2 protein-coding genes are annotated in these 14400 nt (G+C 41.2%); both read left to right on the top strand.

What is annotated here, in order from left to right; translation table 11 throughout:
* Positions 1-267 precede the first annotated feature (267 nt).
* Positions 268-2781: a cadherin-like domain-containing protein gene (locus B5X55_RS07550; RefSeq protein ID WP_143814434.1), complete on the top strand. Its 2514-nt coding sequence runs from the start codon at positions 268-270 to the stop codon at positions 2779-2781.
* Between the two features lie 543 nt (positions 2782-3324).
* Entirely contained in the window at positions 3325-13494 is a 10170-nt protein-coding gene (locus tag B5X55_RS07545) for a T9SS type B sorting domain-containing protein (protein ID WP_079512013.1), read from the top strand.
* Positions 13495-14400: the final 906 nt, after the last annotated feature.

The following is a 14400-nucleotide window of genomic DNA, read 5'->3' as shown; positions in this document are numbered from 1 at the left end:
AAGTAGGTTTTGCACTTTTAAGAGCTTGTTACTAATCATAACAACCAAAGGTTTCCAAACCCTACCCAAAAATTGAATTTTTTTCAATTTTTCGATGAAACACACTTCTATATTTATTGTGCATACAACGGTATTTAATTGGCACACCCTTTGGTTGAACAATTTCACAACAATAAATTCGATATTCAGGGTTGAATTCCCATCTTGCAAGATATAGGCCGAGAAAATATTTGGAGATGGCGATAAATAAATCCAACCATGCATAGAATGAACATAAATAAAATCATTAATCTTTTATTTTTTAGAAGGTGCTTCAGACTTGTTCTAATTAGGCGATTTTCCTTACTAATATTTTTAGTTGTTGCCGGATCGGTTTATGGACAAATAGGAGTAGGGGCTAACTTCGGAATCGAAGCGGATACCCGTTCCGGGGATGTGCTTTCCGGTGTACTTACAGACGATTGGTTTTATAATGGAATTTCAGGCGCTGGAGTGATTGATGAAGCCACCGCCATTAGCAATGGCTATGCTGCCCAATTGGCAGCAGGAAACAACATTGCCTTCGACCTTAGCCAGAGTATTCCCAACTATGCTTCAAACTCAGGTTATATATGGTATAGTACGAGATATGGCAGGGATTATACCAACCAAAGCTCAAATGACTTGACCATATTTACTTCTGGGAAGAATGGGGATGACCCAACCACCTCATGGGGCGCGGGTAGTGGTTCTGTTCCTTCAAAAACCGATATCGTGGATACAGGTGTCCATATGCGTAGGGATGGTATTAACGTGACCGACGACCTATGGGTAGATATGATGGTTTCGACCTTGTCCTCATCGGGGAGTCATTTTATAGATTTTGAACTTTTTGTATCCAAGGTCGCACTTTCCGGATCAGGGTTTATCAATTCCGGAAGTCAGGAAGGGCACACGGCTTGGACGTTTGACGGTAGCGGTAATGTTACCAATATCGGCGACATGGTCATCGGTTTTGCCTTCGGTGGTGGCGGTGTATCCGGTTTAGAGATACGGATATGGGTAGATCGTTCCATTTTCAACCCAGGAAGTTCCCCGGGTGGGACTTCGACCTTTACCTGGGGTTCTAATATCGATGGAGGCAGTACGTATGGATATGGGGAAATAATCGTTCCGGTTGCCGCTTTGTTGAACAATGTAAATGCCCTTTCCACTGCGGCACCGCCTTGGGGGACGACAAATACTTCGGGTTATACAGCTAATTATAGCAGTGACTATTTTGCCGAGGTTGGTATCAATTTTACGCAGTTAGGCTTCGACCCTCGTGCCCTATTTGGAAGTGGTGCTGCCTGTGACTCCCCATTCAGCGCGATACTTACAAAATCCAGAACATCCTCCTCCTTTACTTCTTCTTTGAAGGATTTCGCAGGGCCCTATGATTTCTTGGGTAGTGCTGCTGGAACACAAGTGAATACCACCATTACGGATCCAGGTAGTTTTGATTCCTGTGCCTCTGGTGAAACTTTTACCCTACAAGCCGAATTTATTTCTACTACTGCAGAGTATATCTGGTATTCCCTGACCCCAGGTGTTGTGTTTCCCGCAAACGGACTTTCAGAAATATCTGGGGTCGGAATGGATAATGTTTTAATTGACACTCCGGGGGATTACCAATTGGGCATCGCCCCATTATTAGGTTGCAGCCCAACAACCGAACCGACGAATATTATCAGTGTCAATGCAAGTCCTTGTGCTGTAATGGATTCATACAATGCGGTTGAGAATACGACCTTAAACATTTCTGCCAAGGGGGTTTTGGCGAACGATACCGATTTGGAAACGGGCGACGTACTGACAGTCAATACGACTCCCGTGGTCGATGTGACGAACGGAACTTTAACCTTGTCCACTGATGGAAGTTTCACCTATATTCCAAATCCCGGCTTTACAGGTGTTGATTCGTTTACCTACCAAGTCTGTGATGACAGCAATTCGAATTTATGCGATACCGCTGTGGTGACAATTACGGTTTCCAACGATAACGATGGTGACGGGGTCGGGGATATAGATGATCTTGATGATGACAATGATGGGATATTGGATACAGTGGAATCCAACGGAATCGACCCAAGTGGAGATGCCGATAACGACGGTATGCCCAATTATCAGGATCCCGATTTTTGTTCTTTGAACGCGTTTTCCATCTGTACCAACTTGGATGTAGATGGTGATGGTATACCTAATCATTTTGACTTGGATTCTGATGGGGATGGCTGTAACGACGTTTTGGAAGGAGGATTTACGGATGATAATAATGACGGTATATTGGCCGAGCTGCCTACGACTGTGGATGTTAATGGACAGGTTACCGGCACCAATCGAGTGGATGGCTATACAGCCCCCACTGATGCAGATTCAAGCGGTACGGCAGATTATTTAGAATCAGGGGCGGCTCCCTCAATAAATTCCCAACCGACCAATGTCACGGTTTTTGATGGTTCAGGAACTAATTTTACGGTATCGGCAAATGATACGAACACCTATCAATGGCAGTTAAGTATTGATGAGGGTGCAACATTTACAGACCTTACGGATGGAGCGACCTATTTAGGCACTAACACATCGACTCTGACATTAAGTTCGGTAGCACTTACCATGAACAAATATCAATACCGTGTAATAACCTCCAATTCTGCATATTACTGTGCATTACCGCTTACGTCAGATGCAGCTACTCTTTTCGTACGGGTGCGTACAGTTATTACCAATAGCAGGATTACCTATCGAATAAAGAAGAATTAGAGTTCAAAACTTACACCAAATTACATAAAATTTGAAGCGAGATCACGGTCGATTACCTTTCATTAGAACCTAACATACAGGTGTTGAAATATTGGCTTTGAAGGACTGTAACCATTAAACTAATGGAACAAGTTCTCGTCAAGGTAGTGGTAGAAAGATAGTTGCGATGGGGAAATTGCAATATTCAAGATACTTCTGTGAAAATTTGAAATCGCCTTTACACAAAGTTCCTATCCATTTGATCAACAGTAAAACCGTATTTTATTTTATACAACAAAAGGGGGCAACCATACAATTCGTATTTCTAATTTGTTTTACATTTTAAAATTGTATTACTAACCAAATTTATAAAATCATTTTTTGCAAAGTATCGTTGAAGAACACACAGCCGAGCTTTTGACAACACGAATAGTACTTTTCACAACATTCATTGAGGTTTTAGATTAGTAAGTTTAACCTTACATAAAAAAGGAGTTTCATTGATTTTTTTCAAGAGGAATTAATCGAACCCCAATTTTGTTTGGCCCCAAACCTTATCAACCTATGCAAACTAATAGACTCAATTTAAAATGGTCGATGATGCTTTATGTGCTTTTAACTGGTTGCTTTTTTGCATCCAACGCACAGGAAGCCGTTCCCTTTACCCCCAGACTGGACGGAGGTAGTTTAGAAATTAGGGGGAATATCATTTTTGCGGGAAATAATATTCTTAATAGGGCCTCCCAAGCTGATCCGGGAGAGGCCAATATAGCTTATAACGGTACACAGAACAACAACTCCCTTTGGATGGAATATATCGATATCGATGGGGATTCCTCGACCTTCAGTTCTAGTAGTGCAGCGCTTAATTTGGCTGACCCGTCCTGCTCTCAGGTCCGTTATGCCGGTCTATATTGGGCGGCTACATATCCAAATGAACGTAGTACTGATAGCAGTGCTCCCTTTAATGGTACACCGAGAATTGAAGACTGGTTCACTATTAAATTTAAAATACCAGGAGGCAGCTATGTTGAACTAACAGCCGATACGACCGCGGACCCTATTGGTGATGAAGATGACATAATTTTCGACGGATATGATTATAATGACATCAATAATTCATTTAAGGATTCTCCTTATATATGCTATAAAAATATAACGGACATTGTTCGTTCTAATACCAATCCTATTGGAGAATATACTGTGGCCAATATCCGCGCCACAAAAGGAACAAGAAATGGCTCTAGCTCAGCAGGATGGGTCATGGTGGTCATTTATGAAAACCCCAACGAAACCGGCAAGTTTATATCCACATTCGACGGTTATGCCGGGATGTCTGGCTCGGTTGGCACCGTAAACGTAGCGGTTAATGGCTTTAAGACTTTACCTACGGGGTTTCCCGTAAATGCAAGGATAGGGGTCGGTGCGCTTGAAGGGGATAGAAGTATTACAAACGATAGGTTCAAGATCAAGGCGAATATGAACGCTACGTTTACAGACTTATCGACAACCAATTTGAACCCCGCCAATAACTTTTTTAATTCGACCATCTCTATAAACGACGGCCAAGTCATTGATAGAACACCTTATGGCACAAATACCTTAGGTCTTGATTTAGACGTATTTGACCTTAGTAACCCCAATAATGCCATACTTCCCAACGATGAAACGGGTGCTACCTTGCAATTTACATCATCAGGAGATGGTTACGGCTCTTTCTTGGCCACGTTCTTGGTCGAGCAAATAGAGCCGAACATTGTTCTTGAAAAAAGGGTAGAGGATATTGGAGGTAATGATATCACTGGTATGGGGGTCAACCTTGGCCAAACACTTGATTATGTACTTTCGTTCCAAAATTTAGGAAATGACGATACCGTAAATTATACCATACGTGATGTACTCCCCATAAACGTTACATTGGACGAGGCAAATTTAGTGCTTCCCACAGGCGTAACCTATACTTATGATGCGCCTAGTAGAACTGTGATTTTTACTATTTCAGACAATCTCGTAAATAAACAAGATCCTATTTATACGATACGCATGCGCGTGAAGGTTGCCGAAAATTGTTTTGATTTTGTGGATGCTTGTACGGATCTGATACAAAATTTGGCCTATTCCACCTACGCGGGAGCTATTAATTCCAATATAATTACAGATGACCCGAGTGTATCTGACTTTGATAATTGTGGATTTGTGCTGCCCGGTGCAACCAATTTTCTTTTAGATGATCTTGCTGACTGTAACTTCACGCGCAGCGTAGAACTATGTGGTACCAATGTTTTATTAAATGCGGGTGATCATTTTGACGATTATATTTGGGTACGGGACGATAACAATAATAATGTTATAGATAGTACGGATACCGTTTTGAACGATGGAGATCCGGATAATGATTCAAGTACCATATTGGTCAACGGTGAAGGTACCTATATTGTGGACAAAATTGTTGCCGATCCGTGTAAAGGCTTTAAAGAAATCATCAATGTAGTGCAATACGGTTCAGGAACCATTACCAACCCTATAATAGAGTATTACAATACAGTAAACAATGATGCAGACCCATCAAATGACCTTTTTGGAGAAATAGTGCAATGTAGTATAGACAATGCGTTGCTTCCTAAATTATTCCTCTGCGGTATAAGTGACTCTAGGCTTTTACAAGTGAATATTTTGGATGCCCAAAGTATTGTATGGCAAAAATTGGACGAAGCAAGCTGTAGTCCCTCTGGGGACGACTGTGCCAATAAAAATTTGACCTGTACCTGGAATCAAGTTGGTTCTGGCAACAACTATACCCTTAATAGCCCTGGTAAATATCGTTTGTTTGTCAACTATCAGAATGGCTGTAGCAATCGCTTCTATTTCAATGCTTTTCAGAACGATTTGGATATTCAATACAACAAAAAAGACATTATTTGTACCTCTCCAGGAAACATTACCATTACCAACTTGGGCAATGGTTATGGTTACCAATTGGTAGATGCCATAAGTGGAACGGTAATCATACCCTTTAGTTCGAACAACGGACCAAGTTTTGATTTTAACCCGGGCGAAAATGGAGGATACCGCGTAGAAGTCGTACAATTGGATAATTCTAGTGTTCCAATAGCAGGAGCCTGTATTTTTAGTACTCCCGATATAGGAATCCTTGAACGGAATGTAAATTACTCAATTTCGGCAGCTCTTAATAGCTGTACTGGTTTTGGGTCAATCAATATTCAAATAAACAACGCCGAGCCCAATTATGAATACGAAATTAGGCTTGATGATGGTTCTAACGGCGGGCTAGGAACACTTTTGGACAGTGAAACTGCCCAACCAAACAATAATTTTACATTTAACGACCTGAATCCAGGAAACTATATCGCTATTGCACGTACCGATGATGGCTGTTCTTATTCTGAACAGGTATCTATAGTTGAAGACAACCTATATTTAATCGCGAGGGTTTCACAACACATAACCTGTAAAGAAGGGAATATTCTTATGGATTCCGGTGGTGGAAAGACTCCGCATACCTATGCTATTTGGTCCTTTGTAGATGATGACGGTGCAGCCGTAATCTCATACCCAAGCGTTAATGATATTCCGGCATCATCGTATCAAACCAGTCAGATATTTGATATTCTAAATCCAGGGGATTATACATTCGCCGTAATCGATAGATTTAACTGTGTATCCATTTCCAATATGGTGACCATAGAGTTTAGACCAGCAGCTGAATACAATGCTACTTCGGTAACCAATGTACTATGTTTTGGAGACTCAACAGGGTCAATAGAATTCAATCTTGTCAATAGTAATGGGTACCAGCTAACTTACTACTTGTTTGATGCAGCCACATTCGATGAACAAAATTATGAGTATATCAATGCTTTGGCAACCAATACATCAGGCTATTTTCCCGGCTTGCCAGCAGGTGATTATGCCATTGTTATAAATCAGCGAAAGGGAAGTGCTTCTTGTGATTATTTTGAATACCATACTATTTCTACACCGGCCAATGCGCTTTTCGGGAATGCGGTATTGATTCAAGGTTATACCTGTACGCAAGACGGAATTATAGAGGCACAAAATGTATCAGGTGGAACAGCTCCCTATGAATACAGTATAGATGGAGTAAATTTCTTCTCTGGACCTGGTGCCGAGAGGTTCACTGGATTAATTGATGGCACTTACACCGTTACTATCAGGGATGCCAATGGGTGTACTTTTGCTACCGATGATGTTACAATAGACCCTCGAATAGAACCTAGTGACCTAACATTTAATGCGACCCAGCCAGTTTGTCCCGCGTTGACCTCAGAAGTCACCGTCACCGTCGTGGATGGTACCGCTCCTTTTAATTATGAAATCATAGCTCCTTTAGCGAATGCTATTGACAATGGAACAAGCAATACTTTTTCGTCACTTGAACCAGGAACATATACGTTTAGGGTCAGTGATGCTAAAGGATGTAGTATTCAAGAAGATTTTACAATAGCTGCTGTAAACCGTATTGCCGCTGTAGGAAAAATTAATAATAATGTAACCTGTTTTGGTATATCCGATGGAGCAGTTACCTTCAATGTGAGCGGATTTACCACCTCGTATGATTATACGGTAACGGGTCCTTCTACTTTTTCAGGTACAGCAGTGACGGCTAATACGCTGGCCCTTACAGGACTGGGAGAAGGAACCTATAGTATTGAGGTAACGGATAATACTACGAATTGTACGGCAACGGAAAACATTGCCGTTACTGCCCCGCTTTCTGAACTTATTATTTCTGATTTAGATAGTACAGACCTTTCCTGTTCTCCATCAGGAACAGTTCCTGGTGCTGTAACCGTAACAGCGACAGGAGGTTGGGGTGGATTTGAATACGTATTGGAGAGCCCAACAGGAGCAATAACAGGACCGCAAGGAAATAACTCGTTTACTGGGCTTACGGACACAGGTAATTATTCTATTAATGTAATAGACGCTGGAGGTTGTGAAATCACCCAAACGTTCAGTCTTACCCCTGCAGAAGCACCCGTATTAGAGGTAACTGCTAATAATATATGTTATGACAGTACTACGGGGCTAGTATTGACCGCCAATGTTACTTCCGGAGGTAGTGTACCTTTTCAATATCGCCTCAACGGTGGTGACTATCAATCCAATACAAGTTTTACAGGTCTTGGACCCGGTAGTCATACGGTAGAAGTTATTGATAGCAAAAACTGTACAAGTGCGGCAAGCATTGAGGTATTCCCTACCTTAATCGCTTCATCTAGCCTAATCAAAGGCTTGGATTGTACTAGTGGTTCGCCCGATGCAGAAATAGAAATTTCCATAGCAGGTGGGTCCACTAATTATACTTATGAAGTTTTTTTGGATGGTAATCTTGTACAAGCTAGTACAATAGTACCCAGTATTCCATTCTCTTATGTTACCCCAACAGCGGGTATCTATACTTTTAGTATTACCGACGATAGCGCATGTTCGGTAAATACCACTGAAACTGTCGATCTATATGTGCCCCCAACCTTTACGTTGGTCCAGACTACTGAAATTCTATGCCATGGTGATGATGGAGCAACTATTCAAGTAAATATTGACGGTACAACAGGGTTACCACCCTATACCGTATCTGTAGAAAATATTACAACGGCAACAGCTTATGACACACAGACTTCTGGTCTGCCCGCAGGTATTTATGAAGTTACTGTAACCGATGCTCAGTCTTGCTCTGGTACGGAAACAATCGTAATAAATGAACCAGACCCTATTTACTATGACATTATCGTAATGCCTATTACATGCGACCCGGCCAATGGTACCGATCCAGGTTCCATTAGCGTCACCAATTTAAGTGGAGGAACCAATGAATACAACTACTATCTCACCGGAAATAATGGGCATACTGATTTTTACCCTACAACCTCCGGGGGAGAGGACTATACGTTTACAATTTTAGAATTCGGCATTTACGAAGTTGATGTGGTCGATGCCAATGGTTGTTCTGTAAAGACCATCAATATTATTGCCTCTCCGCCCGAGGATTTGAATATTGATGTTACTACAACGACCGTAGACTGTAGTTTAGGTGGTACGGCCATAATTACGGTAAACTCAACCGTTGGGAGTGGTAATTATGAATTCGCTATTCTTGAAAACTATTTAGTTCCCTACGTTGATGATCCTGTTAATGATTACCAATCTGCAGATTCTCCAGGCGGTAATACCGCAACGTTTGATGGTCTGATCCCTGGTATAACGTACACCTTCGTCGTACATGACTTAACTAACAACTGTTATTATTTTGAAATGGCGGATACACCTATTGATTCGCCATCTAATCTCACCACTAGCTTAGATACGGTTAACAATGTCACCTGTACCGGAAATGCTGATGGAGGTGTGAGCTTCAGTTTTGATAATTATGCAGCTGATACTACAAGTGTCAATTATGAAATTTTTAATTTTCAATCCAATGCTACGACCGGTATTACAGGTTCTGAGGCCGTAAACCCACCTAGCATAGGTACGGTGGTATCGGTAACCAATGTAGGCCCGTTGGCCCCTGGTGTTTATTACATTTTATTTAATGAGATAGGCGGCACCTTTGATGGTTGCTCGGTAGGGTCTGAAGTTTTTACTATTTCAGAATCTACCAACACTTTACAGGTTACGGCAACGCTTGATACAAATGATAATTGTAATCTGAATGCCAGCCAGGTTTCGGCAATAGGCCAATTTGGTACCCCGCCCTATGAATATCAAATTGCCTTAGCAACAGTTGCTGCACCAACACTGATGACCTGGGCCGGTAGTTCTACCAATGTTTTTAATGTGGAAGGGGGCGACTATATTGTTTATATCAAGGATGCAAATAACTGTATTCAACAGGATAATGTCTTGGTGCCAACAGATTCCTCTCCAGAAATAAGCCTTTCTATAAACAATCAATGTTCTGGATCGGAAGGAAACTACGCTATGGACATCACATTAACCGCCGAAGGTATTGCGCCCTATAGCATTCGTGTCGATAACGGTGCGCTTAGAGCCGCAACAGGTTTGAATGCGTTAGGTAATACGATTACCATTTCAGGTTTAAATTCAGGAAGTCATTCTATTGAAATCCTTGACAGTAATGGCTGTGGTGAAATAAAGGGTATAGCAATAGCCCCAGAATTAGAAGCAACTGCTATTGTTCTAACACAACCTACCTGCACAACTGATGATGGTGTAATTGGGTTTACTATAACTGGAGGTTCAGGTTCCTATCTAACTGAACTATTACAATCAGACCTTACGCCAACTAGCATTTCACCTAGCGGGAACCAATTTGTAGGCGTTCCCTTTGGAGATTATGTGGTCCGTGTAACGGATGCCTCTTTGGCAACGCCCAATTGTTTTATCGATGTACCTATTTCCTTGGAAGAGCCAACCCCGGTTACCTTATTGGACACCGAATGGACGAATGTTAGTTGTGCGGGTGCTTCAGATGGTTCTATAACTATTAAGATGGAACCTTCAAGTGCAGGTGTCAATGATAATCCACTTTACACTTTCCAAATAACTAATGGCACTTTGACCTTTACCCAAAGTATAAAACTCTTTACAGGGCTATCTGAAGGAGTATGGAACATTACGGTAACGTCCAACCGAAATTGTACGGCGATGGATCAAGTTACGATCGGTGAACCTACGGCCCTTGATGCTGCAATTACGAAAGTGATACCGTTTGCATGTGATATGAACAACGCACAACAGTCTGCAGTCATAGAGGTTACCATAACTGCAGGTACGGGTACCCCAAATTATTTCTTTAGCGTAAACGGTAGTAGTTTCTTGCCAACAGGCGGGTCGGTTTTTACCTATAATGCATGGAGTGCTGGAAATTATGATATCATTATCAGGGATGCTAATGGATGTTTATTCGCCTTGCCTACGCAATTGATTGATCCAATAAACACCTTTACCGCTGCCGTTACCAAAACTTCAGCAATTTCATGTGCCGGTCCAGAGGAAGTTTTGATAACAGTAACAGATGACGGAAACCCTCATAATTATAGCTTTGAATTGTTGCCATTAGGCAATAGCAATGGAACACCAGGCCCAATGACTGGGACAACAGCAACATTCTATCTTAGTGCAGTGGGCAACTATACATTCAGAGTAACTGATTTGGATACCGGTTGTTATGTAGATACACTGGCCCATTCTATTGCACCGTATGATTTAATTGATGTTGTTGCAATCGCTACCTCACCTGTTACGTGTTACGGTGATGGTAATGGTACCTTGGAAATCAACATTATAGGATACTCGGGTGCTTATGAATACGAGGTGTTTACACAAGCAGGAGTTAGTGTCCAATCTGGACCGGCAACTACAAATCCTCTTTCCATAACCGGACTATCGGGAGGCAATTATTATGTTAGGGTAACCGAAACTGAATTACCCCTATGTTCGGAAGACTCGAATATAATCACGATTTCTTCGCCAAATATACCTTTAACCGCTTTCGTTAATCCGCTAGCGGAAGCAGAATGTACCAATGGTCAAGGGGAGATGCTAGTAGATCCAATAGGTGGATATGCGCCCTACGATATTGTACTGACCAATACGATTACAGGGCAAGTATATGCTGCCCTTGATGTACAAGTTATGGTATTTACTGGGCTGTCAGCAGGAAATTTTGGTATACAAATTACGGATAATAGTGGCTGTGTTTTTATCGCTACCGAAGCATTGGTTCCAGCGACACCTATTGTCGCCAACGCTATTCCGTTAGTAACAACTTTAGATTGCTTTGGTGATAATGATGCAACCATAACGGCAATTGTTACCGGTGGTGGTAGTGGCAACTATGAATATAAATTGAATTATTATGATGCGGCTGGAGCAGTAATCGAATTCACTTCAGGCGAACAGATATCAGAAACATTTACCGGGTTAGGAGCTGGAATCTATAGCATCACCGTAACCGATGAATGGAATTGTGATGTTGAAACCAATCCAGTAGCTATAACCCAACCTGCCAGAGTATTTGCTTCCTTGGTTCGGACAGACCCTTTAACTTGTGCTACCGGTGCGGAATTTGAACTAACCGCTACGGGAGGAAGCGGAACATATGCATACAGCACTGATAACGTTAACTTTCTGCCAATGATGGGCAATAGTATCGGGTTGCCTTTAACAGGTATTTTAGGCGCCGGTACCTATCAATACTATGTTAGGGACGCAATTAATGGTTGTGAGGCGGTAGCTTCGAACGCAATTACCGAGAACCCGATTATTCCATTGACTTTGAGTGTGGACAATACCGCGGCTTTCATCAATTGTACCGGAGAAAGCACCGCAATAATTTATGCGGCTGCAGACGGAGGATTGGGCAATTATCAATACGAACTCTATAGCAATAGTGTAACAATTGGCAATAGAATAGCCGGGCCTCAACCTTTAGGGCAATTTTCGGGTCTAACGGCAGGTACTTATTGGGTCAACGTAGTAAGTGAAGATTGTACTACGGCGCCTGAACAGGTCATAATCATGGAGCCTATACCTTTGACCTATACCGACCATATTGTAGATGTCAGTTGTTTCGGCGAAGAAAACGGAAGTATTACGGTGACACTTGCCGGTGGGGCCGGTAGCTACATCTATTCCATTTCTCCTGATCTGGATAAGTTTGATACCATAAACACGTTTACCGATTTGGCCCCAGGAGATTATGCGGTAATAGCACAGGATGGAAATGGATGCTTCGAATATTTGGAATATACCATTTCGGAGCCAACCATCATAGACGTTAGTGCTACGATTACCCCGGAGATTTGTGTTGGAAGTGAGGATGGTTCGATTAGTTTGATAATTGCGGGCGGTACCGCTCCCTATCGTACTGCAATGAACTCAAATTCCGATGCCGATTTTGTCCTAGATCGTGTGGACTTCAATAATCTAACGGCTGGCACTTATCTCATATTCATAAGGGATGCTAACGGATGTGAGACCAATGTTGTACTAGATATTGAAAGAGGTGTCAACCTTAGTGCGACCGTAGAACCAGTATACGAATGTACCGGTGATACGCCCAATAATTATGTGAACGTCGTATTGGAAGATATCTCAGTTTCAGGTGATGTAATGTATGCCCTTGATTCCACAGATCAAACGGCTATGCAATTAGACCCTAATTTTAGTAATATTTATCCTGGAAGCCATTATATAACAATAGCACATGCCAACGGATGTGTTGAAACCGTGGATTTTGATATTATTGGTTATGAACCACTAATATTGACATTGGAGCAGACCCCAAACGAGATAATTGCGATTGCAGAAGGTGGCAGATTGGAATATACATTCTACTTCAATGGATTTGACAACGGTACAGATAATACCTATAGTATAAGAGAAACGGGTACGTATGAAGTTAGGGTAGTCGATGAAAATGGTTGTGAGGCCGTTGCATCGATATACATGGAGTTCATTGATATAGAGATGCCCAACTTCTTTACACCGGATGGTGACAACATGAACGATTCCTGGAGGCCAAGGAATGCGGAATATTTCCCTAACCTAGAAGTATTAATATATGATCGCTATGGCAGGGTGGTGGCTAGATTATCCAATATTCAGGGCTGGAACGGGACCTATGATGGGAAGGAAGTGCCTACGGGAGACTATTGGTACGTTGTTAACTTTAACGAAGATAATATGAAAGAATTTGTAGGTCATTTTACCTTATACAGATGACAGTTCTGGGTAAATATAGGATAAGGAATAACAGAGTTATTTTTGTGATGATTTCTGCGCCATTATTGTATTGGTGCAGGAACTCAATTCACTGAAGCTTTCCCAATATTTTGCAGCCATCACTTTGTATTGAATTTGGGTTAACTCAGTAACTATTAAATATTAGGTCAAATTAATGATGGTAGATTTTTAGAAATTCCTTGAACGATTCCAAAACCTTTCTTTACTTTAGTTACTGAGCCAACATTTACCTAATAACCATATTATTTATTCCAAGGATAGTTACCTATACCATGTGTTATCTACTCTTCTACTTAGCCCTAAGAATCATTTCCTAATTGGGATGCAAAATTATCGGCGAAAGGATGTGCACCATAATTTCCAACAACAACATAAGTAATGCTTAAGGGGATTTAAACGTGTATAATATAAAATGTTAACCCTATTTCTTTACATTAACTGCTTTGCTTGATACCATAATTTCAGGGTTCAATAAAACGAATAATTTTAAGGGCAGGTTCCCCACAAATTTATTATCAATTGTATAAAGAACATTATGTTCTTTATACCCACGATGTTTTATAAGTCTCTTATGGTTTTCATATCAGCTGTTTTATGTGACTAGATTAGGAAGACTTTCAAATAAATAATGCAATTCCCAATAATCGTTTATTGTAATTTTTCGGTTCATACATCGATTTGGAACTTTAAGAGTTCATTTAAACTACCGTTTGACCCCTATGAAAAATGACCTTTCAGTGAACTTTCCAAGAGATTAGCGATAGGGATTGACAATTGAACTATTTAAAAGACTTTAGCAGTAGTATAATAATAAAGACCTTTTTATAAACTTTGAACGCAATCCTTAAAGTTTAAATATGGGTGGGATCAATGTTATTTGGTTAC

Origin of the sequence: Maribacter arcticus (assembly GCF_900167935.1) — a bacterium.
GTDB classification, from domain to species: Bacteria; Bacteroidota; Bacteroidia; order Flavobacteriales; family Flavobacteriaceae; genus Maribacter; species Maribacter arcticus.
This window is presented reverse-complemented; position numbering and strand designations above follow the sequence as displayed.